This window comes from Pseudomonas sp. RC10-4-2, from assembly GCF_050433085.1.
GTDB classification, from domain to species: Bacteria; Pseudomonadota; Gammaproteobacteria; order Pseudomonadales; family Pseudomonadaceae; genus Pseudomonas; species Pseudomonas aeruginosa.
In genome coordinates this window covers 883,726-909,434 of record NZ_JBNPXX010000001.1, presented here as the reverse complement: position 1 = coordinate 909,434, position 25,709 = coordinate 883,726, and the positions used below count along the sequence as shown (strand labels likewise).

Sequence of the window (25,709 nt, the reverse complement as noted above, 5' to 3'; positions counted from 1 at the left end):
GCGAAAGCGGCCGCCCCGAGGGGCGGCGGACCTCAGAAGTTCACCCCGAAGCTCACCGCGAGGAAGTCGCGGTCGTTGATCGGGTTGTAGTTGCCGCCGAAGAAGTCGGTGTAGCTGATGCTGGCGGTATAGGTGTTCTGGTAGTCGGCATCGAGGCCGACGCTGACGGCCTTGGCGCCCTCGCTGAAGTTCGGCCCGTAGCCCTCGACGTCGTGCGACCAGGCCAGGTTCGGCTTCAGGTTGACCCCGGCGAACACGTTGGGATATTCGAGGATCCCGCGCAGGCGATAGCCCCACGAGTTGCGGGTGTAGAAGCCGTGGCTGTTGCACTCCTGCGGGTTGGCCACGTTGAGCGCGCCGGTGCACAAGGCGTTGTTCGGCAGTTCGCCGATGCCATAGATGGCGTCGCGACCGTAGCGCAGGTCGTCGCCGTCGACCCCGCTGAGGTGGTTGTAGCCGACTTCGCCGACCACGGTCAGGCGGTCGGCCGCCAGTACCCGGTCGAAGAACTGGGTGACGGTCACCTGTGCCTGGGTCACCGGCTTGCGCACGTAGCCGTTGATCACCTCGCCGGCGCGCGGGGTGGCGAAGCCGCTGTCGTAGATCGGGTTGCCGAACAGGGTGGTCGGGTAGATCGCGGCGATCGACATGTCGGTGCTGTTGATTTGTAGCGGCATGTTCGGCCGGTAGCTCAGCTCGCCGGCCACCGAGGTGCTGCCGATGTTGGTCTGGAAGCTCAGGCCGTAGAGGCGGATGTCCTCGGGATAGTCGATGAAGTAATAGCCGGTGGAGCGCCCGGTGACCGGGTCGGAGGTGGCCAGGCCGTTGCCGGCGATCACGCTGTAGTACGGGTTGCGACTGTGGTAGTTCATCGCGTACAGGCCGAACTCGGTGTCGTTCAGCTCCGCCGCGTACCAGCGCAGGGCCAGGCCCCACTGGCCGCTGTCGCGGGCATCGCGATCGCCGGCGCGCGGCAGGTAGCGGTAGCCGTTGGCCGGGTTCGGGTCGAAGTCGCTGCCGGCGTAGACCATCCGCTCGCAGCCATCGGCGACCACGTCGGTGGTAGAGAAGAAGGTGCCGCAGTTGTCGATCACCGTCTGGTCCCACTCCAACTGGTAGAAGCCTTCGACGGTCAGCGCGTCGCTGATGCCCTGGGACAGGTAGAGCATGTTCACCGGGATCAGGCCTTCCTTGATCTCCGCGCCGGGCCGGCGGAACGCGGCGACGTCCATCGGGTTGATGCTGTTGATCGAGTTCTGGATGAACGTGCTCTCGCCCCAGCTCACCACCTGCTTGCCGACCCGCACGCTGCCGGGCAGGTCGCCGATGCTGTAGTTGTGGTAGAGGAAGGCATCGAGCAGCTGCGCCCCGGAGGACTTGGCGCCCTCCTTGCGATTGTGGTCGTCGATGTCGTAGAGCAGGCGGTGTTCGTCCTTCAGCTCGAAGTCGTACCAGTACTTGCCACGGAAGAACGCGCCGGTGTCGCCGTACTTGAGTTCCAGATCGTGGATGCCCTTGAAGATCTTCGAGAAGGTTTCGCCCTTCTTGAAGTTCAGCCGGCCGTCGTCGGAGGTCTGCGACGAGGCGTGGCCGCCGTTGCGGGTGCCGATGTAGTCCTTGTCGGCGGAACGCATGGACCAGCTGGCCCCCACCGACAGCGACGAGTCGAATTGCCCTTCGATCTCCCCGATGTTGAATGACACGGCCGAGGCCTGGGTGGCGCAACCCAGGGCTGTGGCCGCAGCGAGTGCGTGCAGAGGGAAGATTCCGCGCCTTTTTGTTGTTGTCATGCGGCTCTCCTGACAGGGTCGAGGTGGCTACACCCTACCCAGCGGCCCGAACGGCGGTAAGCGCACCAAGGAGGTATTCCGGCTGTCGCCCGAAAGAGTGAACAGGGGCCCTGGAAAGCGCCTCGGCGAACGCCATATGCAGGATGGATACGCCGTCATCCAGTGCATGGATGACAGCGCGGCACTGTTCCGCCGGCGGCGGCGATGGCATCCTTCGCTGCATGCAGCCCGAACAGACCATTCCCGCCGACCGCGATCTCGCCGACGCCACCCGCGAGACGGTCATGCGTTATCACCTCAGCTGGAAGCACCGCGACATCGACGCGGTGATGGCGCTCTATCATCCCGAGGTCGAATACAACGACTTCTTCCAGAACCGCCGGATGCGCCTGGCCGATCTCCGCGAGTACGTCGAGGCGACCATGCCCAAGGGCCCCGACGAGTCGCTGGAGCACACCGACCGTATCCGCTTCGACGGCGATACCGCCTTCATCCAGTACCGCCTGCGGGTGACCCTCAGCGGCCGCCTGGCTTCGTTCCGCGCCAGCGAGGCGATCACCGTGCGCGACGGCCTGATCTGGCGCATCAACGAATACGCCTCGCTGGTCCACGAAAGCGGCGGCGGAGCCCAGGCCGGCGGCGACGGCCGGCCGCCGGCCAGCCGCCTGGGGCTTTCGGCCAAGCAGCTGAGCCTGCTGGCACGCGACCTGGAGCACTACTTCCAGCAGGCCCAGCCCTATCTCGATCCGGACCTGGACCTGACCCAGGTGGCCAATGCCACCGGCTATACGCGCAACCAGATTTCCTACCTGCTCAACCAGGTGCTCGGCCTGAGCTTCTACCAGTACGTCAACCAGACCCGCCTGCAACACCTGCTCGGCCAGCTTTCCGGCGAGCTGCCCGGACGGGTCGACGAACTGGCCTTCGCCGCCGGCTTCAATTCGCTGTCGGCCTTCTACCGCTGCTTCCGCCAGCACACCGGCCAGTCTCCGCGCGAATACCTGAAGCGCCTGTCGTCGCGCCGCTGAGATTTCCCAGCGGACCCGCGCGCACGACAGGCGCACGGCATCTTCCTACTCTCGCCGCATTCCCCCTTCCCTCTCGCTATGGAGCCCTCTATGTCGGCCTGGCGCCACCTCAGCCTGTGGATGAATCAACTGGACGATCCGCTCGAAGCGCGCCCGTCCCTGGAAGAATCCCTCGAGGTCGACGTGGCCATCGTCGGCGCCGGCTACACCGGCCTCTGGACCGCCTATTACCTGAAGCGCCGGGCGCCGCAGTTGCGCGTCGCCATCGTCGAGGCAGAAACCGCCGGCTTCGGCGCCTCGGGGCGCAACGGCGGCTGGCTGATGGGCAACCTGCTCGGCGAGGACGGCCTGCTCGCCGGCTTGCCGCCGGAGCGGCGCCGGGCCGGCTACGACCTGCTGCACGGGATTCCCGACGAAGTCGCGCGGGTGCTGCAAGAGGAAGGCATCGACTGCGACTACCGCAAGGGCGGCGTGCTCTACTGCGCGGCGCGCTACCCGGAACAGGAACGCCGCCTGCGCGCCTATCTGCATGATCTCTATGCCGAAGGCCTGGACGAAAGCGACTACCGCTGGCTGACGCCGCAGGAACTCGACCAGCAGTTGCGCATCCCCGGCAGCTACGGGGCGATCCATTCGCCGCACTGCGCCACCATCCAGCCGGCCAGGCTCGCGCGCGGCCTGGCCCGCGCGGTGGAGCGCCTGGGCGTGCGGCTGTTCGAGAAGAGCCGGGTGCTGCACTGGCAACGCGGCCTGCTGCGCACCGAGCGCGGCGAACTGCGCGCCGAATGGATCGTACCGGCAGTGGAAGGCTACGCCGCCAGCCTGCCGCCGCTGGGCCACTACCAGTTGCCGGTGCAGAGTCTGCTGGTGGCCACCGAGCCGCTGCCGTCGTCGGTCTGGGCGGAGATCGGCCTGGAGCGCGGCCAGGCCTTCAGCGAATTCAGCCGCCAGGTCACCTATGGCCAGCGCACCGCCGACGACCGCCTGGCCTTCGGCGCGCGGGGCGGCTACCGCTTCGGCGGCAAGCTGCGCAGCGACTTCAGCCTCGACGACGAGGAAGTCGGCCTGCGTCGCTACCTGTTCGGCGAACTCTTCCCGCTGCTCAAGGACGCCAGGATCAGCCACACCTGGGGCGGCAACCTCGGCATGGCCCGGCGCTTCCGCCCGCACATGTTGCTCGACCGCGCCAGTGGCATCGCCCTCTCCGGCGGCTACGGCGGCGAAGGGGTCGGCGCCAGCAACCTCGGCGGCCGCACCCTGGCCGCGCTGATCCTCGGTGAGGACAGCGAGCTGCTGCGGCAGCCCTGGGTGCTGGGCGAGCGTCCGCTGGACAGCCTGGCCCGCTGGGAACCGGAACCCTGCCGCTGGCTCGGCTACAACGCGATCATCCGCAGTTTCGTCCATGAGGACCGGGTCCTTGCCGACCCGCACAGCGCGCCCTGGCGCCGCAGCCTGGCGCAAACCCTCGCGGCCGGCATGGAAAGCCTGATGCGCTGAGAATCCCCTCCACCTCCCACAGAGGAAAAACCGCATGGCCCTGACCCTTCTGAAAAATACCGCCGGCGCCGATCTTGGCGCCGCCAGCCCGGTCGCGGTGCCCCTTGGCGAGCCGGTCGCGCAGACCCGCGCCTACGCCGTGGAGCGCACCGACCAGGTGGAAACCGGCATCTGGGAATGCACCCCCGGACGCTGGCGGCGGCAGATCGTCGAGCAGGAGTTCTGCCACTTCCTGCAAGGCCGCTGCACCTTCACCCCGGACGGCGGCGAGACCATCCGCATCGAGGCCGGCGATGCCCTGCTGCTGCCGGAGAACAGTCTTGGCGTGTGGGATGTGCAGGAAACCGTGCGCAAGAGCTACGTGATCATCCACCGCTAGCCCGGGCGGCGCGACGGCGTCACTCGAAGCGCCCGTGGCGCCCCTCGCCGTCCTTGAAGCGCTGCGCGCCCTCCAGGGTCTCGCCGCTCTCGATCACCGCCAGCCCGCCCTGGAATTCGTTGGCCAGGGCCACGTCGAAGGACAGTTCCCACTGCGCGTATACGCTGGCGCGATCGGCGAGCATGCAGGTCTGCGGGAAGGCGGCGAGTTCCGCCGCCAGCTCCTCGGCCTCGGCTCGCGCCGAACCGCTCGGCACCACCCTGTTGGCCAGGCCGATCTGCAACGCTTCGTCGGCCTTCACCGGACGCCCGGTGAGGATCAGGTCGAGCGCCCGGCCCTGCCCGACGATCCGTGGCAGGCGCACGCTGCCGCCATCGATCAGCGGCACCCCGAAACGCCGGCAGAACACTCCGCAGATAGCGTCCTCGGCCATCACCCGCAGGTCGGCGAGCAGCGCCAGCTCCAGCCCGCCGGCCACCGCATAGCCTTCGATGGCGGCGATCAGCGGCTTGCCGAGCTGCATGCGGCTCGGCCCCATCGGTCCGTCGCCCTCCGCCTCCAGGCGATTGCGCCGCTCGCCATCCTCGGCCACCGCCGCCAGGTCGGCGCCGGCGCAGAAATTGCCGCCGCTGCCGGTGAGTACCGCGACCCGCGCCGTATCGTCCGCTTCGAACTCGCGCAGGGCGTCGGCCAGGGCCTGGGCGGTCGGCCGGTCCACCGCATTGCGCCGCTCAGGGCGAGCGATGACCAGGGTGGTGACCGGGCCGTTGCGTTCGACGATGACACTCATGACAGACTCCCTGCGGAAAAAGCGAAAAAAGACACCGGCCGGATGGCAGAAGACCGGCGTCAGCCGGTCTTCACCTTAGTCCTTTTCCCGCGGCCGCGCCGCATCCGCCGGGCGTCTCAGAGCGCGTGCTTCTGCAGGTTGGCCATCATTTCACGGAGCGCCTCGACGTTGTCCGCCGGGTGCGCGGCGTTCTCGAAGTCGCAGATCTGCTGCCAGTGCGCGGCCACGTCCTCGGCGTCGAAGCCGGCCTTCGGATCGAAGCCGAAGCCCAGGCTGCGTTCCCAGCGTACCTTGCCGATCCAGCCACCGCCGACCTCATAGAGCCCCGAGGTATCCTCGCAGGCCGAGCTGCCGAGGTAGACCACCAGCGGGCTGACCAGCTCCGGCTTGAGCTGCTCGAAGACCTGCGGCGGGATCAGCCCCTCGGTCATCCGCGTACCGCCGGTGGGGGCGATGGCGTTGACCAGGATATTGTTCTTGCGCCCTTCCAGGGCCAGGGTGCGGGTCAGGCCGTAGAGGCCGAGCTTGGCCATGCCGTAGTTGCTTTGGCCGAAGTTGCCGTAGATGCCCGAGGTCGAGGAGGTGAACACCACCCGCCCGTAGGCCTGCTCGCGCAAGTGCGGCCAGGCGGCGCGAGTGACCTTGTAGGCGCCTTCGACATGCACCTGGTAGACCAGGTCCCAGTCGGCGTCCTCCATCTTGTGGAAGGTCTTGTCACGCAGGATGCCGGCATTGTTGACCACCACGTCGACGCGACCGAAGGCGTCCAGCGCGTTCTCCACGATCCTGCCGCCGTCCGTGACCGAGTCGTGGTTGGCCACCGCGGTGCCGCCGGCGGCACGGATCTCCGCCACCACCTTGTCCGCCGCCGAGGCACTGGCGCCTTCGCCATGGGTGCTACCGCCGAGGTCGTTGACCACCACCCGGGCGCCATGCTTCGCGAACAGCAGGGCGTGGGCGCGGCCAAGGCCGCCGCCGGCTCCGGTGACGATCACGACTTGGTCGTCGAAACGCAGGGCATCGCTCATGTTCGGGACTCCAGGGCAGTAGGAAGGATTGCCCGAGTGTCGGCCAGCCCGCCGGCGGGGACAAGGCTTCGCGCCGCCATGAATGGCGCCCGATAAGGCAGCGGGATGTTCCGCTTCAGTCGAACGGAATGTACAGCCGGCCACGCGGGCCGAGCTTGAACAGCCACCAGTCGTAGTTGTGCCGGACCACCACCAGCAGCAGGCTGCCGAGCAACGCGAGGCCGGCGCCGACGGCGTACCAGCGACTGCCTTCCTGCCAGCACAGGTAGCCGAGCCCGAGCGCCAGCAGCAGGCCGAGTTCGGCGAGGACCATCCCGGACTGGCGGATGAACGGTTGCGCCTGCACCATCTGGCGGAACAACCAGGAGCCCTCGTCGAACGCGCGCAAGGGAGAAACGGGATCGTGCATGGAGACCTCCATGGGTGACGAAACGCCTCGTCCAGCGAGGCGCCAGCACCCTAGCCCCGATCCTTGCGCGATGGCACTTGCTGCAATCTCAAACTCGCTTAAGAAAACTCTGAATCATCCAGTCGGGCGCGAAACGCCAGGTAATGTTCGAGCACCGCCGCCGGCGCTTCGATCTGCGGATAATGGCCGATGCCATCGAGCAGCACGCAGTCGGCATCGGCGACCAGTTGCCGGTAGCGCTCGACCATGTGCGCCCCGGAGATCGGGTCGACGGCGCCGTCGATCACCCGCAACGGCACCCCGCCGTGCTGCAACGCCGCCACCCAGCGCTCACGCTGCTCGCGGCGGTCGACGATGTAGCGGATCAGGCGATGCATCACCCGCTGCCCCTGGTTGCTTTCGATCAGGCTCCAGAAGGCATCCAGCTCGGTCTCGCCGGGCTGGCTGCGCGGGCCGAAGACCTTGGCGAAGTTGCGCGCCAGGGCGCGGCGGTCGAACAGCCGGCCGAACAGCCCGCCCAACGGGCTCAGCAACAGCTTCTGGCTGAGCACCGGGCGGTGCGTTTCCGGGAACAGCCCACCATTGAGGAACACGCAGGAGGCGAGCCGCAGCCGGCCTTCGTGATGGCGGGCGAGCAGTTCCTGGGCGACGCTGTCGCCGTAGTCGTGGGCCAGCACGTGCAGCGGCTCATCGATTCCCAGGCGGCCGAGCAGCGCCTGTTGCAGGTCGGCCTGCTCCAGCAGGCTGTAGCGATGGGCGCGCGGCTTGGCCGAATCGCCGAAGCCGAGCAGGTCGCAGACCAGCACGCGGTAGCGCTGCGCCAGCGGCTCCCAGAGGTAGTGCCAGTCCCAGGCGGCGCTGGGAAAACCGTGGATCAGCAGCAACGGCCGACCCTGCCCGGCTTCCCAGTAGCGGATCGGGAAGCCCTTGAAATCCAGGGTGCGGCCGCGCCTCCGCCAGGCCTCCAGTGGAATGCCGGGCAGCGCCGCGGTCACTGGCGGTAGCCCGGGTTCTGCTGGTCGAGCTTGCGCAGCAGCGCCGGCCAGGCGAGCTGGCCGCCCATGCCGGTCTTGCTGCGCATCACCCCGGCGATCATGTCGCGCGCGCCGGCGAGGATCTGCCCCGGGATGTGGATCAGCTCGGCGCCGCCGCTCTGCGCCATCACCTGTACCTCGCAGGCGCGTTGCAGGGTGAACATCATGAGGAAGGTATCGGCGATGGAACCGCCGCAGGTGAGCAGGCCGTGGTTGGGCAGGATCAGGAAATTGCTGGCCCCCAGGTCGGCCTGCAGGCGGGCCTTTTCCTCATGGTTCAGGGCGACGCCCTCGTAGGCGTGGTAGGACAGGCTGGAGAGCACGAACAACGATTGCTGCGACAGCGGCAACAGGCCCTGCTTCTGGCAGGACACCGCGATCCCCGCGGCGGTATGGGTGTGCAGCACGCACTCGACGTCGTGGCGGACCTCGTGCACCGCGCTATGGATGGTGTAGCCGGCCGGGTTGATCTCGTAGGGGCTGTCCATCAGCTTCTTGCCGCTGGCATCCACCTTCACCAGGCTGGAGGCGGTGATCTCGTGGAACATCAGGCCGAACGGGTTGATCAGGAAGTCCTCGGTGCCCGGCACCTTGGCCGAGATGTGGGTGAAGATCAGGTCGTCCCAACCGTGCAGGGCGACCAGCCGGTAGCAGGCAGCGAGATCGACGCGGGTCTGCCATTCGGCGGCGGAGACCTGGGCTTGCACATCGGCGGGCAGGGAGTGAACGGCGGTCACGGCGGCATCCTCTTTTGTCGTTATCGGATGCCCGCAGTCTAGCCCCGCCCTCCTCCGGCGACTGTCGCCGGGCTTACACTCGCGCGCCGGCTGAATGGCGGAGGATTCAGCCGGCCTATGCGCGCAGGCTACAGGCAGTGGGCGACCAGGGGCGCGACCAGCAGGTTGAACAGCCCGGTGAGAACCATCAGCAGACCGGCCGCCGAACCTTCCTCGCCGCCGAACTCGTAGGCCCGACTGGTGCCGGCGCCGTGCGCGCCGACGCCGAACAGCGCGCCGCGGGCCAGCGGCGTGCGCAAGCGCAGGACGCGCAGCAGGGTGCCGCCGATCACCGCGCCGAACACCCCGGTGATCATCACGAAGGCGGCGGTCAGTTCCGGCACGCCACCCAGGTCGTGGGACATCTCCATGGCGAACGGCGTGGTGATCGAGCGCGGCAGCAACGACAGCGTGACCTGGCCGTCCAGCGCCAGGGCCTGGGCCAGCGCCCAGGAGCTGCCGATGGCCACCGCGGTGCCGGCGAACATCCCGGCCAGCAGCGCCGGCCAGTGGCGCATCAGCAGCTCGCGCTGCTGCCAGATCGGGATGGCGAAGGCCACCGTCGCCGGACCGAGCAGCGCCACCAGCCAATTGGTGTCGCGGGCGTAGTCGGCGTAGCGGGTATGGGTGGGAATCGCCAGGGCATAGAGCAGCACCGGGACGAACACGATGGGCGACAGCCAGTACCACTTCACCCGGCGGTACAGCTGGCGGCTCAGGAGGTAGCCGCCGACGGTCGCCGCCAACCAGAACAGGGCTTGCTTATCGAGACTCATGGCGCGCCCTCCAGCGGCACATCCACTCCACCGACACCGCGGTGACCAGCATCACCAGCAGGGTGCTGAGCATGATCACCAGGAGGATGCGCCAGCCCTCGCTGCGTAGCAGCGCGCCGTAGTCGAGCAGGCTCATCAGCGCCGGGATGAAGAACAGCAACATCTCCGCCAGCAACAGGCCGGCGCCGGCCTGCAGCCAGGCCGGACGCAGCAGGCCGCTGGCGAACAGCAGCAACAGCGCCGCCAGGCCGACCACCCCGCCCGGCAGCGGCAGGCCGATGGCCTTCGCCAGCCAGCCGCCGGCCCACCAGAAGGCGATGAGTACCGCCAGTTCGGCGGCAAGGCGGGACAGACGGCGGACGAGCGGGGGCAACATGGGAAAGGCCTTGGCTGGGAAATCGGGGATGGAGAAAGGATAAGGCCCGGCCTATCATCCCCAAAGCGAATTGTCCGCATGAGAGCCATTCCAGAATGGAATTCCGTCAACTCCGCAGCTTCGTCGAAGTGGTCCGCCAGGGCAGCTTCACCCAGGCGGCGCAGGTCCGCCACGCCAGCCAGTCGACTATCAGCAAGCAGGTCGCCCAACTGGAGCAGAGCCTTGGCGTGCAGGTATTGGAACGCAACGGGCCGCACGTGCGCCTGACCGACGCCGGCGCCGTGGTGTTTCGCCGCGCCGAGGAGATGCTGCGGCTGCGCCGCGACCTGCTCAGCGAACTGGACGACCTCAGCCAGCTCAACCGCGGCGAACTGCGCCTGGGCCTGCCGCTGCTCGGCGCCGACGCGCTGTTCGCCCAACGCTTCGCCGAATACCGGCGGCGCTATCCGAACATCGCCGTGCACCTGGTGGAAGGCGGCAGCAAGACCATGGAGCAGGCGGTGCTGGCCGGCGAGCTGGAACTGGCCGGCAGCCTCACCCCGGCGGACGACGGCTTCGACTACCAGCCGTTCTGCAACGAACCGCTGGACGTGCTGCTGCCGGCCGGGCATCCCAAGGCCGCTGCCGCCAGCGTCGCCCTCGGCGAACTGGCGGACAGCCCGTTCCTGCTCTACCAGCAGAGCTTCACCCTCAACGACCGCCTGCTGCGCGCCTGCCTGGAGGCCGGCTTCAGCCCGCGCGAAGGCGGCCGCAGCGGCCAGGCCGACTTCCTCGGCGCGCTGGTGGCGGCCAACCAGGGAGTGGTGCTGCTACCACGGGTGATCGCTCGCGAGATCGAACGCCCGGGAGTGGTGCGGGTCCTGCTCAGGGAGCCGGACCTGCGCTGGGACATCGCCTTCATCTGGCGCCGTGGCGGCTACCTGTCGCGGGCGGCGCAGGCCTGGCTGGAGCTGCTGCGCGAGCAGCCGCTGGAGGAAAGCCCGGCGTAGGGCGAATAACCGCCACGCGGTTATCCGCCGCCTCGGCAGGCGTTTCGGCGGATAACGCCTGGGGCGTTATTCGCCCTACCGCTTGTCCCCTCCCGTGTAGGGCGAATAACCGCTACGCGGTTATCCGCCGCCTCGGCGGGGCAGGCCCGGGATCAGCCCTTGAGGGCGGCGGCGAACTCGGCCAGCCAAGGCTCGGCGTCGGTCTCGGGGGTAACGGTTTCGCTGGCATCCAGGCGCAGCATCGGCAGCACTTCGCGCACGCCCAGTTCGCCGAACAGTTCGCGAACCTGCTCGCCGCCACCGCAGAACGTGTCGCCGTAGCTCGAATCGCCCAGGCCGATGACCCCGCCCGGCAGGCCGTGCCAGGCCGGCAGTTGGTCGCGGATCGCGTAGTACAGCGGTTGCAGGTTGTCCGGCAGTTCGCCCATGCCGGTGGTCGAGGTCACCACCAGGAATGCCTCGGGGGCGAAGGCCTTGAGTTCGTCGAGGCTGGCGCGGGGCAGATGGGAGGCCTCGAGGCCGGCCGCGGACAGCAATTTCTGGGCGTGCCGGGCGACTTCTTCGGCGGTGCCGTAGACCGAGCCGGAGAGAATGGCGACTTTCATGAACACTCCGTAAGCCAACAGGGGTAAGCCGGGCATTATGCCGCATGCGTTCGCCGAGCGGGACGCACCGAATCAATGCAGACAGGCTGCAAAAGCACCATTTCGGTGCGCACCCTGTCATCGGGATGTCATCGCGCTGCCGTAGACACGGCAGCGAACCTTCGCCACCACGCCGGGAACGATCCTTGCCTGTCCTCCGACGCAGCCCACCACCCCCGGCGCTGCGCCGTTGTCCGAGGGCGCCCACGAAGCGCGCTCAACCGTTCCAGGAGATACACGATGTCTACCGCTCCCGTTACCCTGCTGGTGGCCCGCCGCGTCGCCGCCGGCCGTTACCGCGACTTCCTCGCCTGGCAGCGCGAAGGCGAAGCCCTCGCCGCCGACTTCCCCGGCTACCTCGGCTCCGGGGCGCTGGCGCCGCCCGCCGGCGGAGACGAATTCCAGATGATCTTTCGCTTCGCCGACGACGCCACCCTCGCCGCCTGGGCCCACTCCGCCTCGCGCCAGGCCTGGCTCGAACGCGGCCAGGGGCTCTTCGACGAACCGCGCGAGCGCCGCGCCCACGGTCTCGCCGCCTGGTTCGACGACAACCGCAAACCGCCGCGCTGGAAGCAGAGCGTGGCGATCTGGCTGGCGTTCTTCCCGGTCTCGCTGGCCTTCAACCTCGGCGCCGGCCCCTACCTCGGCGAGCTGTCGCTGGCCGCGCGGGTGCTGCTCAGCACCCTGGTCCTCACCCCGTTGATGACCTACTGGTTCATCCCTCTCTCCAGCCGCCTGCTCGCCCCCTGGCTGCACCGCCGCCCGCAGCGCGCCGCCAGCCTGCCGGAAGCGCACTGACGGCTTGCCGCCCACCCCGGCGGGGTGGGCCGTAGCGCAAGGCTTTGCCCGACTGGCTCAGTCGGGTACCCTGCATCCATCCGATTCCCTTCGCCTGCTGTGAGAGTCCCATGGCGACAGCCCCGATCCTGATCACCGGCGCCAGCCAGCGTGTCGGCCTGCATTGCGCCCGCCGCCTGCTGGCCGACGGCGAGTCGGTGATCGTCAGCTACCGCAGCGAACGCCCGGCGCTGGACGAACTGCGCCAGGCCGGCGCGCTGACCCTGCACGCCGACTTCGCCAGCGAGGCCGGCATCTTCGCCTTCATCGGGGCCCTCCGACAGCATACCGACAGCCTGCGAGCGATCGTCCACAACGCCTCGGACTGGGTCGCCGAGACGCCCGGCCACGAAGCCGAGGCGTTCCAGCAACTGTTCAGCGTGCACATGCTCGCGCCCTACCTGATCAACCTGCACTGCGCCGAGCTGCTGGAACGCTCGCAGCCTGCCGACATCGTTCACCTCACCGACGACGTGGCGCGCAAGGGCAGCGCCCGGCGTATCGCCTACTGCGCGAGCAAGGCCGGGCTGGACAACCTGACCCTGTCGTTCGCCGCGCGCTTCGCGCCGAGGATCAAGGTCAACGCCATTTCACCGGCGCTGGTGATGTTCAACGACGGGGACGACGCCGAATACCGCGCCCGCACCCTGGCGAAATCCGCCCTCGGCATCGAACCGGGGCCGGAAGTCATCTACCAGAGCCTTCGCTACCTGTTGGACAACCCCTACGTCACCGGGACCACCCTGACCGTGAACGGCGGCCGCCACGTCAAGTGAGGCGCCAAGGACCCCTTATGAACCCAGCACTTTCCCAGCATTACCGGGAGATCCTCGTCGGTCTCGGCGAAGACCCGCAGCGCGAAGGCCTGCTCGACACCCCGAAGCGCGCGGCCAAGGCCATGCAGTACCTCTGCCACGGCTATGGCCAGACCCTGGAGGAAATCGTCAACGGCGCGCTGTTCGCCTCGGACAACGATGAAATGGTCATCGTCCGCGACATCGAGCTGTACTCCCTGTGCGAACACCACCTCCTGCCCTTCATCGGCAAGGCTCATGTGGCGTACATTCCCACCGGCAAGGTGCTCGGCCTGTCGAAGGTGGCGCGGATCGTCGACATGTTCGCCCGCCGCCTGCAGATCCAGGAGAACCTCACCCGGCAGATCGCCGAGGCGGTCCGCCAGGTGACCAGCGCCGCCGGCGTGGCGGTAGTGATCGAGGCCCAGCACATGTGCATGATGATGCGCGGGGTGGAGAAGCAGAACTCGCAGATGTTCACCTCGGTGATGCTCGGCGCGTTCCGCGACTCGAACACCACCCGCCAGGAATTTCTGCAATTGATCGGAAGGAGCAAGTGACATGCCGCGACTGGAACCGGGAATGGCGCGAATCCGCGTCAAGGACCTGCGCCTGCGCACCTTCATCGGGATCAAGGAGGAGGAAATCCTCAACAAGCAGGACGTGCTGATCAACCTGACCATCCTCTACCCGGCCGCGGACGCCGTGGAGGTCAACGACATCGAGCACGCGCTGAACTACCGCACCATCACCAAGGCGATCATCCGCCACGTCGAGGAGAACCGCTTCGCCCTGCTCGAACGGATGACCCAGGAAATCCTCGACCTGGTGATGGAGAACCCGGCGGTGCGCTACGCCGAGGTGGAAGTGGACAAGCCGCACGCGCTGCGCTTCGCCGAGTCGGTCTCGATCACCCTCGCCGGCCACCGCTGAGGCGGCCGACGAGCGAACCGCGCGAAGACGCGCACAAGCGTTGCCCGCCGGCCGCGCCAACTCTTATCATCGCCGGACCTGGCCCTGTGCCTTCACCCTGCCCCGAGCCATCGTCGAGAAACACCGCCATGACCGCAGCCAACCTCACCGAACAGCAACGCCTGGAACTCGAAGCCGCCGCCTTCCGCACCCTGGTCCATCATTTGCAGACCCGCAAGGACGTGCAGAACATCGACCTGATGAACCTCGCCGGTTTCTGCCGCAACTGCCTGTCCAAGTGGTACAAGGCCGCCGCCGACGACCTCGGGGTGGAAGTCAGCAATGACCAGGCCCGCGAAGAGATCTACGGCATGCCCTATGCCGAGTGGAAAGCCAAGTACCAGAAAGAAGCGAGCCCGGAACAACAGGCCGCCTTCGCCAAGAGCCAGGGCAACGCCTGAGGCCACCGGGCCCCTTGCCAACCCTGCCCCAGACACCATGAGCCTGTTTCGATGACCCTGACCGACTTCCGCGCGCGTCTGCGCAGCGAACACCACCTGTTCACCGACACCCTGGCGTTCATCGCCGAGCACTACAGCTACACGCCGAGCGCCTTCGACAACGGCAGCGTGAGCAACCCGGCCGGGCAGAACGAAGGTTCCTGCAAGACCCTGGGCTTCGCCATCCTCGAGGGCCTCAGCCTCGAGGAAACCCTGCTGGCCTTCGGCGAGCACTACCGTGCGGTGCGCGACAACCCGGAAGGCGACGACCACGCCAACATCCGCGCCCTGCAACAGACCGGCCTGGCCGGCGTGCATTTCGAGCGCCAGCCCCTGTCGCGCCGGGGCTGAGAAGTCCCGGTCGCCCCCACGGCGGATAACCGCGAGCGGTTATTCGCCCTACCGACCGCTCCATAGCGACCCACGCCAGCCGTCGCCACCGGCCGGCCTTGCCGATACGCGACGAAAAAAGGCGGGGCCCCATCGGGGTCCCCGCCCTTCTCGCCGCCGCAAGCGCGGCGCAGCCAGCGTCACAGCTTGGCGATGGATACCTCGGTGGACTTGACGAAGGCGATCACTTCGCTACCGATGGCCAGCTCCAGTTCCTTCACCGAACGCGTGGTGATCACCGAAGTGACGATCCCGGCGGCGGTCTGCACGTCGATCTCGGAGAGCACCGGCCCTTCGATGATTTCCTTCACGGTGCCCTTGAACTGGTTACGAACGTTGATGGCTTTGATGGTCATGGCGTTTCTCCTGGGGGGATTCGGAACGAGGCATGGTTGGTTAGAGCGCCCAGCGCAGTTGCGTGGGCAGGGGTGAAACGGGCTCGGGTTGCGGCGGCAGCTCCGGCTGCGCCAGCACCCGGTTGAGCACTTCGGCTTCCAGCGCGGCCAGTCGCGCCGAGCCACGCGAGCGCGGCCGGGGCAGTTCCACCGGCAGGTCGAGGCCGATCTCGCCGTCCTCGATGAGGATCACCCGGTCGGCCACCGCCACCGCCTCGCTGACGTCGTGGGTGACCAGCAGGACGGTGAAACCGTGTTCGCGCCAGAGTCCTTCGATCAGTTGCTGCATCTCGATCCGGGTCAGCGCATCGAGCGCGCCGAGCGGCTCATCGAGCAACAGCAGGCGCGGCTCGTGGATCAGCGCGCGAGCCAGCGCGACGCGCTGCTTCTGCCCGCCGGACAGGGCCGCCGGCCACTCGTTGGCACGCTCGGCCAGGCCGACCGCCCGCAGCGCCTGCAGGGCCTTCGCCCGCCAGTCGCCGCGCAGGCCAAGGCCGACGTTGTCGATCACCCGCTTCCACGGCAGCAGGCGCGAGTCCTGGAACATCAGCCGGGTGTCCTCGCGGGCCTCGGCCAGCGCCGCCGAGCCGGCCAGCAACTCGCCGCGGCTGGGCTGGTCGAGGCCGGCCAGCAGGCGCAGCAAGGTGCTCTTGCCGCAGCCGCTGCGGCCAACGATAGCGACGAACTGCCCGGCCGGAACCAGCAGGTCGATGTCCTTGAGCACCTCGCGCTCGCCGAAGCGCCGCGCCACTCCGCGCAGGGCCAGCGGGATACCGCGCTTGAGGCGCTGCGGAGTGCCGCCAAGGGCGGCGTTGTGGGCATTCATGCGCCACCTCCCTTGACCTGGTAGGCCGGGTGCCAGCGTAGCCAGACGCGTTCCAGACCGCGGGCGGCGAGGTCGGCGAGCTTGCCGAGGACGGCATAGAGCAGGATCGCCAGGACCACCACGTCGGTCTGCAGGAACTCGCGGGCGTTCATCGCCAGGTAACCGATGCCGGAGCTGGCGGAAATGGTCTCGGCGACGATCAGGGTCAACCACATGAAGCCAAGGGCGAAGCGCACCCCGACCAGGATCGACGGCAGCGCGCCGGGCAGGATCACCTGGCGGAACAGGGCGAAGCCGGACAACCCGTAGCTGCGCGCCATCTCCAGCAGGCCGGGGTCGATGCCGCGGATGCCGTGGTAGGTGTTCAGGTAGATCGGGAACAGCGTGCCGAGGGCGACCAGGAAAATCTTCGCCGACTCGTCGATGCCGAACCACAGGATCACCAGCGGGATCAGCGCCAGGTGCGGCACGTTGCGGATCATCTGCACCGAACTGTCGAGGAAGCGTTCGCCCCACTTCGACAGGCCGGTGACGAAGCCCAGCACCAGGCCGATGGCGCCGCCGATGAGAAAGCCGATCGCCGCGCGCCAGCCGCTGATCGCCAGGTGCTGCCAGATCTCGCCGCTGCGCAGCAGCGCCCAGCCGGCCTCGAGTACGGCGCTGGGCGCGGGGAGGATGCGGCTGGACAGCCAGCCGAACTCAACCGCCGCCTGCCACACCGCCAGCAGGACCAGCGGCAGCGCCCAGGGCGCCAGGCGCTCGGCCAGTCGTTTGGAAATGCTCATGTCGTTCGCTCCGACCGCTCTCAACTCTGCGCGGCCTGCCGGGGCAGGATATCGTTGGCCACCATCTCGCCGAACGGGCTGACATAGCCGCGTCCCTCGGGCTGCGCCGGGCGCTGCACGTCGAGGTGCGGGAACAGCAGTTCGGCGACCCGGTAGGACTCTTCCAGGTGCGGATAGCCGGAGAAGATGAAGGTATCGATGCCCAGCTCGGCGTACTCCCTGACCCGCGCCGCCACCGTCGGCCCGTCGCCGACCAGCGCGGTGCCGGCGCCGCCGCGCACCAGGCCGACGCCGGCCCAGAGATTGGGGCTGACTTCCAGGTTGTCGCGCGAACCGCCGTGCAGCGCGGCCATGCGTTGCTGGCCGACCGAGTCGAAGCGCGCCAGGGAGGCCTGGGCGCGGGCGATGGTGTCGTCGTCGAGGTGCGCGATCAGTCGATCGGCGGCCTGCCAGGCTTCCTCGCTGGTCTCGCGGACGATCACGTGCAGGCGGATCCCGAAGCGCACCTGGCGGCCCTGGCGGGCGGCCTTCTCGCGTACCTGGGCGATCTTCTCGGCAACCGCCGCCGGCGGCTCGCCCCAGGTCAGGTACAGCTCGACCTGCTCGGCGGCGAGGTCCTGGGCGGCCTCCGAGGAGCCGCCGAAGTACAGCGGCGGACGCGGCTGCTGCAACGGCGGATAGAGCAGTTTGGCGCCCTTCACCTGGATGTGCTTGCCGGCGTAGTCGACGGTCTCGCCCTCCAGCACGCGACGCCAGATGCGGGTGAATTCGACCGAGGCCTCGTAGCGTTCGGCGTGGCTCAGGTGCAGGCCGTCGCCAGCCAGTTCGTCGGGATCGCCGCCGGTGACCAGGTTGAACAGCGCGCGGCCGTTGGACAGCCGGTCCAGGGTCGCCGCCTGGCGCGCGGCGACGGTCGGCGAAATGATCCCGGGACGCAGCGCGACGAGGAACTTCAGGCGCTGGGTTACCGGGATCAGCGAGGCGGCGACCAGCCAGGAGTCCTCGCAGGAACGTCCGGTGGGGATCAGTACGCCGCCGAAGCCCAGGCGGTCGGCGGCCTGGGCGATCTGCTGCAGGTAGCCGTGGTCGACGGCACGGGCGCCCTGGGTGGTGCCCAGGTAGTGGCCGTCGCCGTGGGTGGGAAGGAACCAGAAAATCTCGAGGCTCATCGCAATTGACTCCAGGGTGAGCGCGCCGGCGTGGCGTAGCCGCGCGATGATCGTGTCGGTATGTGGGCGGTACGGGCTCAGGGTGCGCTGGCGACCTTGCCGGCCGGTGGCGTCCAGATCACGTCCTTGATGCTCAGCGGTTTGGGAATCAGCTTCAGCTGGGTAAAGGTGTCGGCGATCTTCTGCTGCGCCTCGACCACCGCCGGGGTGATCAACTGCGCGCCGTAGCCCTGGCGCTTCACCGCGGTAAGGGTGATGTCGGCGGGCAGCCCGAGCAGCGGCGCGACCTGCTCGGTCACCTGCTGCGGGTTGGCCCGCGACCAGTCACCGACCTCGCGGATCTCGTCCACTAGCTTGTCGAGCACCTGCGGATGCCGTTGCGCGTAAGTCCGGGTGGCGAGGTAGAACTGGTGGTTGTCGACCAGCTCGCGACCATCCACCAGGACCCGCGCGGACAACTGCTTCTCGGCGGCGGCCTGGTAGGGGTCCCAGATCACCCAGGCGTCGACGCTGTGACGCTCGAAGGCGGCGCGGGCGTCGGCCGGCGGCAGGTAGACGGGTTGGATGTCGCTGTACTTCAGGCCGGCCTGCTCGAGGGCGCGGACCAACAGGTAATGCACGTTGGAGCCCTTGTTCAGGGCGACTTTCCTGCCCTTCAGCTCGGCCACCGACCGAATCGGCGAGTCCTTCGGCAGGAGGATCGCCTCGCTGGTCGGCGCCGGCGGTTCGTAGGCCACGTAGAGCAGGTCGGCGCCGGCGGCCTGGGCGAAGACCGGCGGGGTTTCGCCGGTCACGCCGAAGTCGATGCTGCCGACATTGAGTCCCTCGAGCAGTTGCGGGCCGCCGGGAAACTCGGTCCATTGCACCTTCACGCCGTCTTCGGCGAGACGTTTCTCCAGGGTGCCACGGGCCTTGAGCAGGACCAGGGTGCCGTATTTCTGGTAGCCGATCCGCAGGGTGTTGGCCGACTTCTCGTCGGCCTGAACGCCGTAGGACAGGGCCGCCACCAGCAGGGCCGCCAGTCCACGACGCAAAGCGATGGTGCGCATGGCGCTCTCCTTTGTCGTTGTGGGTGCCGAACCTGCCGCGCCGTTGACGGAACAGTGAGGTCGTCGTGTGTGCGTTGTGCAATCGGGCCGCGGCGCGCGTGCGCTGGCGGCGGACGGATCAGATGCTCCAGCGGGCGTTCACCAGGCGCTCGTTGAGCAACTGCGGGTCGATCGGCTGCGGCCGTCGCGAGAGGGCCAGGTGGAAGGTTTCCAGGGCGTTTTCCAGGCGCTGCTCGAGGACCGGTTCCAGGCGCGCCGGGTCGCTCTCGGTGGCGTAGGCGATCTGCTTGTCCACGGCGAATACGCCATGCAGTACCTCCTGGGCCTTGAGCGCGGCCAGGACCGGCTTCAATGCATAGTCCACGGCCAGCATGTGCGCGCTGCTGCCACCGGTAGCGAACGGCAGCACCACCTTGTGCTCCAGGGCGCGCTCGGGCAACAGGTCGAGAAGGACCTTCAGCGCGCCGGAAAACGAGGCCTTGTACACCGGGGTGGCGACCAGCAGGCCGTCGGCGCGGCCGATCTGCTCGGCCAGCGCCAGTACCGGCGGACTGTCGAGGCGGGCACGCAGCAGGTCCTCGGCGGGAAAATCCAGCACCTGGTGGCTGGCCACCTCGACGCCGCGACGGCTCAGCCAGTCCCTGGCACGCTCCAGCAACACCCCGGAGCGGGAGCGTACGCTGGGACTTCCGGCGATGGAAACGACGAGCATGGGGGGGATTCCTTATAACCGGAAAACAGAATATTCGTTTGGCTTGCTAACCAAGTTGCATAGACCTTAACAGGCGGCCTCATATTCCAATAAATGTTTTTTATTCATTTATTTATTCCATAAAGCATATAAGAACCCGGTTCGGGGTCTTGCCTCAGAGCACGTGCGCCCGCTGCATTTCGGTCAGGGCCTCGCCGCGCAAGTAGGCCAGCTCCACCGCCCGGCGATCGCGGGGACGCGCCAGCGGTACGTGGAACTCGCGGCGGATGTGTCCGGGACGGCCGCCCATCAGCAGCACGCGGTCGGCGAGATAGAACGCCTCGTCGAGATCGTGGGTGACCAGCAGGACGCTGATCTCGTAGTTCTGCACCACGTCCTGCAGCAGGTCCTGGAGGCGCATGCGGGTGAAGGCGTCGACCGCGCTGAACGGCTCGTCGAGCAACAGCACCTGCGGCCGTCCGTAGAGACCGCGGGCGATCGCCGCGCGCTGCGCCATGCCGCCGGACAGTTGCTTGGGCAGCAATCCTCCGCAGCCGGCCAGTCCGACATCGGCGAGCAGGCGCTCGACCCAGTGCTCGTCCTCCAGCCAGCCGTCGGCGAAACCGACGTTCTGCGCCACCGTCAGCCAGGGCAACAGGCGCGGCTCCTGGAACACCACGCCGATTCCGCCGCTGCGGCCGTTCTCGCCGTCCGGGCCGAAGCCGAGGATCGGGTTGCGTTCGACAGTGCCCTGGAAGTCATCGTCCAGTCCGGCGGCGATCCGCAGCAGGGTGCTCTTGCCGCAACCACTGGGGCCGAGCAGGCTGACCACCTCGCCGGGCGCCAGCGACAGCGCCACGCCCTCCAGCACCCGCGTATCGCCATAGGCCTTGCGAATCTCCAGCAGGTCGAGCAGGCCGCTCATGCGCCGCCCTCCCCGTCGAAGCTGTCGCGCCAGCGCAGGGCCCGGCGCTCCAGCGAGCGGAGCAGGCCATCGCTGAGCTTGCCGAGGGCCGCCAGGACCAGGATCGCGGCGATCACCAGGTCCGGACGCGAGGTTTCCCGACCGTCACTGAGCAGGTAGCCGAGGCCCTGGGTGGCGGCGATCAGCTCCGCCGCGACGAGGAACATCCAGCTCAGGCTGAGCGCCCCGCGCAGGCCGGTGAACAGGTTCGGCAGCGCCGCCGGAAGGAGGATGCGGCGGACCAGGGCGAAGCGCGACAAACGGTAGAGCCGCCCCAGTTCCACCCACTTGCGATCGACCCCGCGTACCCCGGCGACCAGCGCGAGGTAGACCGGGAAGAAGGCGCCGAGGGCGATGAGGACGATCTTCGGCGTCTCGTCGATGCCGAACCAGAGCAGCAGCAGGGGCACCCAGGCCAGGCTGGGGATCGCCCGCAGGGCCTGGAAGCTCGGCTCCAGGTAGGCTTCGGCGCGACGACTGAGACCGACCCAGGTACCGACCACCAGGGCCAGGCCGCTGCCGATCGCGAAGCCGGCGGCGACCCGCGCCAGGCTCGCGCCGACATGCCCCCACAGCTCGCCGCGAGCCAGTTCCACCAGGGTCAGCAGGATGCCGCTCGGCGCCGGCATCTGGTAGGCCGGCAGCCAGCCCAGGCGCACCAGCGCCTCCCACGACGATAGTGCCAGCAGCGGCAAGGCCCAGGCCCGCCAGGCGCCCGGCACGCGCAGTCGCCACGCCCGGCGCGAGACTCGCCGGGCCAGTCGCAGGCTCTGGCTGACCATGGCTCAGGGCTCCGTGCGCGCCAACGGGACACCGCCGATGACCTCGGCGGCCCACTGCGGCGCGATCAGTTCGTCGACCACCTTCTGCACGTCCACGCCCGGCCGCACCAGGCGCTCGTCCGCCAGGATCGGCGCCGCGGCCTTGAGCGCGGCGACCTGTTCGGCGCCCGGCAGCGGCTGGCTGAAATCGGTGCGCGACAGTTGCAGGCGAGCCACTTCCAGCGGCAGGCCGGCTTCCTCGGCAAGCAGTTGCGCGGCCTCGTCGGGATGCCCGATCACCCAGTGGCGCGCCTGCTCGTAGGCCGCCAGCACCTGGCGGATCAGTTGCGGATGGCGTTCGGCGAAATCCTCGCGGACATTGAGCACGCCGTAGCTGTTGAAGCCGAGGTTGCGGTAGAGCAGCCGCGAGCCGGCCTGCAACTCGCTGGCCGCCATGTGCGGATCGAGTCCGGCCCAGGCGTCGACCTGGCCCTTCTCCAGGGCTACCCGGCCGTCGGGATGCTGCAGGTGGACGATACGCAGGTCGTTCTTGTCCAGGCCCACGCTGTGCAGGCTGCGGAGCAGGAACAGGTAGGGATCGGTGCCCTTGGTGGCAGCCACCTTGCGCCCCTTGAGCTCGGCGAGGCTGCGGATCGGCGAATCCTTGCGCACCAGCAGCGCGGTCCACTCCGGGCGGCTGGCGACGTATACGGTACGTACCGGGCTGCCGTTGGCCCGCGCGAGTACCGCGGCGAGGCCGGCGGTCGAGGCGAAATCGACGCTGCCGGCGTTGAGGTACTCCAGGGAACGGTTGCTGCCCTGGCTGAACACCCAGCGCACCCGGGTGCCGCTGCCGTCCAGGCTTTTCTCCAGCCAGCCGAACTTCCTGAGCGCCAGGCTGGTGGGGGCGTAGTAGGCATAGTCGAGACGGATTTCAGCGGGGGCGGCGGCCTCTGCCGCGGGAAACACGGCAAGAACGGCGAGCAGGGCCAGCCAGGCCCGGCAGCGACGGAGAGCGGCGATCATGCGTCTGCTCCTGGAAGGAGGTGGATGAGCGAGCCTTCTCCCCGTCTGGCGGGCAAGTCAGAGCCGGTTTCGGAAATGGATGGCGGATAAAAAGCGTCGCGGCGACGCGCTGGCGCACATAAAAAAGAGGGCCGGTCGAAACCGGCCAAAAACCCTGCTCGTGGCTAAACAGCGTTGCATGACGGCACGCACCGTCGAATAAAAGGTCCCGCCTGCCGTGCCTGCCCATGCAGGCGGGACGAATCCGGCCTCAGCGGTTGGGCTGGGGCGTCAGGCGCAGGTAGGGCTTCACCGCGCGGTAGCCTTTGGGGAAACGCCGCTTGATCTCTTCCTCGTCCTTCAGCGAAGGCACGATTACCACCTCGTCGCCGTCCTCCCAGTTGGCCGGCGTGGCGACCTTGTGCTCGTCGGTCAGTTGCAGCGAATCGATCACCCGGAGGATCTCGTTGAAATTGCGCCCGGTGCTCGCCGGGTAGGTGATGATCAGGCGCACCTTCTTGCTCGGGTCGATGATGAACAGCGAACGCACGGTCAGCGTGTCGTTGGCGTTCGGGTGGATCAGGTCGTAGAGTTCGGAAACCTTGCGGTCGGCGTCGGCGATGATCGGGAAATTGACCCGGGTGTCCTGGGTCTCGTTGATATCGTCGATCCACTTCAGGTGCGACTCCACCGGATCCACCGACAGCGCCAGGACCTTGACCCCGCGCTGGGCGAACTGGTCCTTGAGCTTGGCGGTGAAACCCAGCTCGGTGGTGCACACCGGGGTGAAGTCGGCGGGGTGGGAGAACAGCACGCCCCAGCTGTCGCCCAGCCACTCGTGGAGGCGGATGCGCCCTTCGCTGGAGTCCTGTTCGAAATCGGGGGCGATGTCGCCGAGTCTGAGGCTCATGGGGTCACTCCTTGTTCGTGTTGGAGCCCACTATGCCCAAGGCCGGCTGACGTTAAAAAGAATAAATTCAGATTTTCTTATAACAAAAAATAGAATACCCAACCCTTCGCCTGGAAATCCGTCTCCTTTCGTCCGCCGGCCTGCCGCCCGGCCAACCCCCGCCTACACTGAAAACACCTTGGCCCGCTATCCAGGAGTCGCCGTCATGTTGGGGAAACGTTCCACCGATCCCACCCCGGCCACCCGCTTTCGCAGCGATCGCATAAGTTCGGTGAATGGGCAGTACTTCTTCTCCACCCGCGAAGGGACCCTGGAAGGTCCCTATTTCACCCGTTTCGACGCGGAGCGGGAAATCGACGCGTATATCCGCAGGATGCGCCAATCGGCGGAAATCCACGCGCCGGGTTCCCGATGAAACGATACAGGCGCTGAATTTATTTCCCGGCGGCTGAAACGTTCAAGAAAGGGAAGGCAGGTATTCTCGGCGGAACGCCGAGGCAAATGTCACCGCATGTGAACGCACTCACATCGGGGGTGAGTTCCAGTATCATTCACCCGGTGAATACCTGCCATGTCGTGCGTATCCACGCTTCTCCACGTTTTCTAGCGGTAAATCCATGAAAAAAATCTTATTGATGCTTTTGTGCGTCAGCGTGCTGGGTTGCTCCAAAAACAGCGTCGAATCGGAAAAACCGGTCGACGTGCTCCTGATCGGTGGCGGCATCATGAGCGCCACCCTGGGTACCTATCTGAACGAACTGGAACCAGGCTGGACCATCGAGATGGTCGAGCGCCTGGACAAGGTCGCCGAAGAAAGCTCCAACGGCTGGAACAACGCGGGCACCGGTCACTCGGCGTTCTGCGAACTGAACTACACCAGCGAGGCCGCGGACGGCTCGATGGATATCAGCAAGGCGGTGGCGATCAACGAGAACTTCGAGATCTCCAAGCAGTTCTGGGCCTACCAGGTCGACCGCAAGGTGCTGAACGATCCGAAGTCGTTCATCAACAACGTCCCGCACATGAGCTTCGTCTGGGGCGACGACAACGTCGCCTTCCTCAAGAAGCGCCACGCCGCCCTGCAGCACAGCTCGCTGTTCCGCGGCATGGAGTACTCGGAAGACCCCGAGCAGATCAAGCAGTGGGTGCCGCTGGTGATGGAAGGCCGCGAGCCGGGGCAGAAGATCGCCGCCACGCGCATGTCGATCGGCACCGACGTCAACTTCGGCGAGATCACTCGCCAACTGGTGGGCTCGCTGTCGGCCAAGGACACCTTCAAGCTGCGCCTGCAACATGAGGTCCGCGACCTCAAGCGCAACGACGACAACACCTGGACCGTGACCATGGCCGACCTGGCCAATGGCGACAAGGAAACCAGCGTCAAGGCCAGGTTCGTCTTCATCGGCGCCGGCGGCGGCGCGCTGAAGCTGCTGCAGATGTCCGGCATCCCCGAGGCCGAAGGCTACGCCGGCTTCCCGGTGGGCGGTTCGTTCCTCGCCACCACCAACCCGGACGTGGTCAAGCGCCACCTGGCCAAGGTCTACGGAAAGGCTTCGGTGGGTTCGCCGCCGATGTCGGTGCCGCACCTCGACACCCGCATGATCGACGGCAAGCCGGTTCTGCTGTTCGGTCCGTTCGCCACTTTCTCCACCAAGTTCCTGAAGAACGGCTCGCTGTGGGACCTGCCGGGCTCGGTGACCAGCGGCAACATCGGCCCGATGTTCAACGCCGGCATCGACAACTTCGATCTCAGCCAGTACCTGATCGGCCAGCTGATGCTCAGCCAGGACGACCGCATGGCCTCGCTGCGCGAGTACTTCCCGGAAGCCCGCGACGAGGACTGGAAGCTGGTGCAGGCCGGCCAGCGCGTGCAGATCATCAAGAAGGACGCCGAGAAAGGCGGCGTACTGCAATTCGGCACCGAAGTGGTGACCGCAGCGGACGGCTCCGTCGCCGCCCTGCTCGGCGCCTCGCCGGGCGCCTCGACCGCCGCGCCGATCATGCTGTCGGTGCTGGAGAAGGCCTTCAAGGACAAGGTCGCTACCCCCGAGTGGCAGGCACGCCTGAAGGAAATCGTGCCGTCTTACGGGCGCAAGCTGAACAACGACATCGAGCTGACCAACAGCACCCGTGCCTGGAGCAGCGAGCGCCTGCAACTGATCCACGTGCCGGTACAGCCGGAGGCCTGATCGGCCACCGACGCGC

General features: G+C 67.5%; 31 protein-coding genes. 12 read left to right on the top strand and 19 right to left on the bottom strand.

Features of this window, described 5'->3' with window-relative positions:
• Positions 1-32 precede the first annotated feature (32 nt).
• Entirely contained in the window at positions 33-1,790 is a 1,758-nt protein-coding gene (locus FHW81_RS04255) for a DUF1302 domain-containing protein (protein WP_003102337.1), read from the bottom strand.
• A 284-nt stretch (positions 1,791-2,074) separates the two neighbouring features.
• Between FHW81_RS04255 and FHW81_RS04250 the strand changes: the two genes are divergently transcribed.
• The 3 genes from FHW81_RS04250 to FHW81_RS04240 all read left to right on the top strand — a co-directional run bounded on the left by FHW81_RS04250 (position 2,075) and on the right by FHW81_RS04240 (position 4,694).
• The gene (locus FHW81_RS04250) at positions 2,075-2,818 is read left to right on the top strand and encodes an AraC family transcriptional regulator (protein WP_003119583.1); all 744 of its coding nucleotides are present in this window, start codon (positions 2,075-2,077) and stop codon (positions 2,816-2,818) included.
• 90 nt (positions 2,819-2,908) lie between these two features.
• Positions 2,909-4,315 (top strand): NAD(P)/FAD-dependent oxidoreductase, encoded by a 1,407-nt coding sequence (locus FHW81_RS04245; RefSeq protein WP_003102335.1) that lies wholly within the window; start codon positions 2,909-2,911, stop codon positions 4,313-4,315.
• Between the two features lie 34 nt (positions 4,316-4,349).
• Complete coding sequence (locus tag FHW81_RS04240; protein ID WP_003091873.1) at positions 4,350-4,694, top strand: cupin domain-containing protein; 345 nt, start codon at positions 4,350-4,352, stop codon at positions 4,692-4,694.
• A 19-nt stretch (positions 4,695-4,713) separates the two neighbouring features.
• Here the strand turns inward: FHW81_RS04240 and FHW81_RS04235 are convergent, their stop codons facing one another.
• The 7 genes from FHW81_RS04235 to FHW81_RS04205 form a co-directional block, all read right to left on the bottom strand.
• Positions 4,714-5,484, bottom strand: coding sequence for a crotonase/enoyl-CoA hydratase family protein (locus FHW81_RS04235; protein WP_003091874.1), 771 nt, complete (start codon positions 5,482-5,484; stop codon positions 4,714-4,716).
• A gap of 116 nt (positions 5,485-5,600) precedes the next feature.
• Positions 5,601-6,512, bottom strand: a complete 912-nt coding sequence (locus FHW81_RS04230) for an SDR family oxidoreductase (RefSeq protein WP_003111019.1) — start codon at positions 6,510-6,512, stop codon at positions 5,601-5,603.
• 115 nt (positions 6,513-6,627) lie between these two features.
• Entirely contained in the window at positions 6,628-6,921 is a 294-nt protein-coding gene (locus tag FHW81_RS04225) for a hypothetical protein (RefSeq protein WP_003114489.1), read from the bottom strand.
• A gap of 98 nt (positions 6,922-7,019) precedes the next feature.
• Complete coding sequence (locus FHW81_RS04220) at positions 7,020-7,916, bottom strand: alpha/beta fold hydrolase (RefSeq protein ID WP_003102328.1); 897 nt, start codon at positions 7,914-7,916, stop codon at positions 7,020-7,022.
• Positions 7,913-8,692, bottom strand: a complete 780-nt coding sequence (locus FHW81_RS04215) for a class II aldolase/adducin family protein (protein WP_003114490.1) — start codon at positions 8,690-8,692, stop codon at positions 7,913-7,915. Before FHW81_RS04215 ends, FHW81_RS04220 begins: the two co-directional genes overlap by 4 nt.
• 128 nt (positions 8,693-8,820) lie before the next feature.
• Positions 8,821-9,507 (bottom strand): LrgB family protein, encoded by a 687-nt coding sequence (locus FHW81_RS04210; RefSeq protein WP_003102323.1) that lies wholly within the window; start codon positions 9,505-9,507, stop codon positions 8,821-8,823.
• On the bottom strand, positions 9,494-9,883 hold the full coding sequence (locus tag FHW81_RS04205) for a CidA/LrgA family protein (RefSeq protein WP_003091885.1): 390 nt from the start codon (positions 9,881-9,883) through the stop codon (positions 9,494-9,496). The genes FHW81_RS04210 and FHW81_RS04205 overlap by 14 nt, the downstream gene beginning before the upstream one ends.
• Before the next feature lie 95 nt (positions 9,884-9,978).
• Here FHW81_RS04205 and FHW81_RS04200 point away from each other — a divergent pair, with 95 nt between their 5' ends.
• Positions 9,979-10,872: a LysR family transcriptional regulator gene (locus FHW81_RS04200; RefSeq protein ID WP_003114492.1), complete on the top strand. Its 894-nt coding sequence runs from the start codon at positions 9,979-9,981 to the stop codon at positions 10,870-10,872.
• A 152-nt stretch (positions 10,873-11,024) separates the two neighbouring features.
• Here the strand turns inward: FHW81_RS04200 and FHW81_RS04195 are convergent, their stop codons facing one another.
• On the bottom strand, positions 11,025-11,477 hold the full coding sequence (locus FHW81_RS04195) for a flavodoxin (protein ID WP_003102319.1): 453 nt from the start codon (positions 11,475-11,477) through the stop codon (positions 11,025-11,027).
• A 279-nt stretch (positions 11,478-11,756) separates the two neighbouring features.
• On the opposite strand from FHW81_RS04195, the gene FHW81_RS04190 reads away from it, so the two are divergent.
• From FHW81_RS04190 to FHW81_RS04165, 6 genes are all read left to right on the top strand, one after another.
• Positions 11,757-12,314 (top strand): antibiotic biosynthesis monooxygenase, encoded by a 558-nt coding sequence (locus tag FHW81_RS04190; RefSeq protein ID WP_003102317.1) that lies wholly within the window; start codon positions 11,757-11,759, stop codon positions 12,312-12,314.
• A 110-nt stretch (positions 12,315-12,424) separates the two neighbouring features.
• The gene (gene folM / locus FHW81_RS04185) at positions 12,425-13,129 is read left to right on the top strand and encodes a dihydromonapterin reductase (protein WP_003091895.1); all 705 of its coding nucleotides are present in this window, start codon (positions 12,425-12,427) and stop codon (positions 13,127-13,129) included.
• A 17-nt stretch (positions 13,130-13,146) separates the two neighbouring features.
• Entirely contained in the window at positions 13,147-13,707 is a 561-nt protein-coding gene (gene folE, locus FHW81_RS04180; RefSeq protein ID WP_003091896.1) for a GTP cyclohydrolase I FolE, read from the top strand.
• A 1-nt stretch (position 13,708) separates the two neighbouring features.
• Positions 13,709-14,080, top strand: coding sequence for a dihydroneopterin triphosphate 2'-epimerase (gene folX, locus FHW81_RS04175; RefSeq protein ID WP_003091897.1), 372 nt, complete (start codon positions 13,709-13,711; stop codon positions 14,078-14,080).
• A 128-nt stretch (positions 14,081-14,208) separates the two neighbouring features.
• A complete protein-coding gene (locus tag FHW81_RS04170) occupies positions 14,209-14,520 on the top strand; it encodes a DUF1244 domain-containing protein (protein WP_003091898.1) in 312 nt (103 codons plus the stop codon).
• A gap of 51 nt (positions 14,521-14,571) precedes the next feature.
• Entirely contained in the window at positions 14,572-14,910 is a 339-nt protein-coding gene (locus FHW81_RS04165; protein WP_003091899.1) for a HopJ type III effector protein, read from the top strand.
• Positions 14,911-15,089: 179 nt separating this feature from the next.
• On the opposite strand, the gene FHW81_RS04160 is transcribed toward FHW81_RS04165, so the two are convergent.
• The 10 genes from FHW81_RS04160 to FHW81_RS04115 form a co-directional block, all read right to left on the bottom strand.
• Positions 15,090-15,305 carry a TOBE domain-containing protein gene (locus tag FHW81_RS04160; protein WP_003091900.1) on the bottom strand — a complete coding sequence of 72 codons (216 nt, stop codon included), beginning with the start codon at positions 15,303-15,305 and terminating at the stop codon, positions 15,090-15,092.
• A gap of 40 nt (positions 15,306-15,345) precedes the next feature.
• Positions 15,346-16,170: an aliphatic sulfonates ABC transporter ATP-binding protein gene (gene ssuB, locus FHW81_RS04155; RefSeq protein WP_003102311.1), complete on the bottom strand. Its 825-nt coding sequence runs from the start codon at positions 16,168-16,170 to the stop codon at positions 15,346-15,348.
• On the bottom strand, positions 16,167-16,955 hold the full coding sequence (ssuC, locus tag FHW81_RS04150) for an aliphatic sulfonate ABC transporter permease SsuC (RefSeq protein ID WP_003102309.1): 789 nt from the start codon (positions 16,953-16,955) through the stop codon (positions 16,167-16,169). Before ssuC ends, ssuB begins: the two co-directional genes overlap by 4 nt.
• Before the next feature lie 20 nt (positions 16,956-16,975).
• On the bottom strand, positions 16,976-18,124 hold the full coding sequence (gene ssuD, locus FHW81_RS04145) for an FMNH2-dependent alkanesulfonate monooxygenase (protein ID WP_003091910.1): 1,149 nt from the start codon (positions 18,122-18,124) through the stop codon (positions 16,976-16,978).
• A gap of 77 nt (positions 18,125-18,201) precedes the next feature.
• Positions 18,202-19,173: a sulfonate ABC transporter substrate-binding protein gene (locus tag FHW81_RS04140; RefSeq protein WP_003091913.1), complete on the bottom strand. Its 972-nt coding sequence runs from the start codon at positions 19,171-19,173 to the stop codon at positions 18,202-18,204.
• A gap of 118 nt (positions 19,174-19,291) precedes the next feature.
• The gene (ssuE, locus tag FHW81_RS04135) at positions 19,292-19,885 is read right to left on the bottom strand and encodes an NADPH-dependent FMN reductase (RefSeq protein WP_003091915.1); all 594 of its coding nucleotides are present in this window, start codon (positions 19,883-19,885) and stop codon (positions 19,292-19,294) included.
• A 154-nt stretch (positions 19,886-20,039) separates the two neighbouring features.
• Positions 20,040-20,789: an ABC transporter ATP-binding protein gene (locus FHW81_RS04130; protein ID WP_003091922.1), complete on the bottom strand. Its 750-nt coding sequence runs from the start codon at positions 20,787-20,789 to the stop codon at positions 20,040-20,042.
• The gene (locus tag FHW81_RS04125; RefSeq protein ID WP_003102304.1) at positions 20,786-21,610 is read right to left on the bottom strand and encodes an ABC transporter permease; all 825 of its coding nucleotides are present in this window, start codon (positions 21,608-21,610) and stop codon (positions 20,786-20,788) included. Before FHW81_RS04125 ends, FHW81_RS04130 begins: the two co-directional genes overlap by 4 nt.
• A 3-nt stretch (positions 21,611-21,613) precedes the next feature.
• Complete coding sequence (locus FHW81_RS04120; protein WP_003117540.1) at positions 21,614-22,615, bottom strand: aliphatic sulfonate ABC transporter substrate-binding protein; 1,002 nt, start codon at positions 22,613-22,615, stop codon at positions 21,614-21,616.
• Between the two features lie 250 nt (positions 22,616-22,865).
• On the bottom strand, positions 22,866-23,504 hold the full coding sequence (locus tag FHW81_RS04115; RefSeq protein WP_003114495.1) for a peroxiredoxin: 639 nt from the start codon (positions 23,502-23,504) through the stop codon (positions 22,866-22,868).
• Between the two features lie 205 nt (positions 23,505-23,709).
• Here FHW81_RS04115 and FHW81_RS04110 point away from each other — a divergent pair, with 205 nt between their 5' ends.
• Entirely contained in the window at positions 23,710-23,919 is a 210-nt protein-coding gene (locus tag FHW81_RS04110; RefSeq protein WP_003102301.1) for a DUF6316 family protein, read from the top strand.
• A gap of 202 nt (positions 23,920-24,121) precedes the next feature.
• The gene (locus FHW81_RS04105; RefSeq protein WP_003102300.1) at positions 24,122-25,693 is read left to right on the top strand and encodes a malate:quinone oxidoreductase; all 1,572 of its coding nucleotides are present in this window, start codon (positions 24,122-24,124) and stop codon (positions 25,691-25,693) included.
• Positions 25,694-25,709 lie beyond the last annotated feature (16 nt).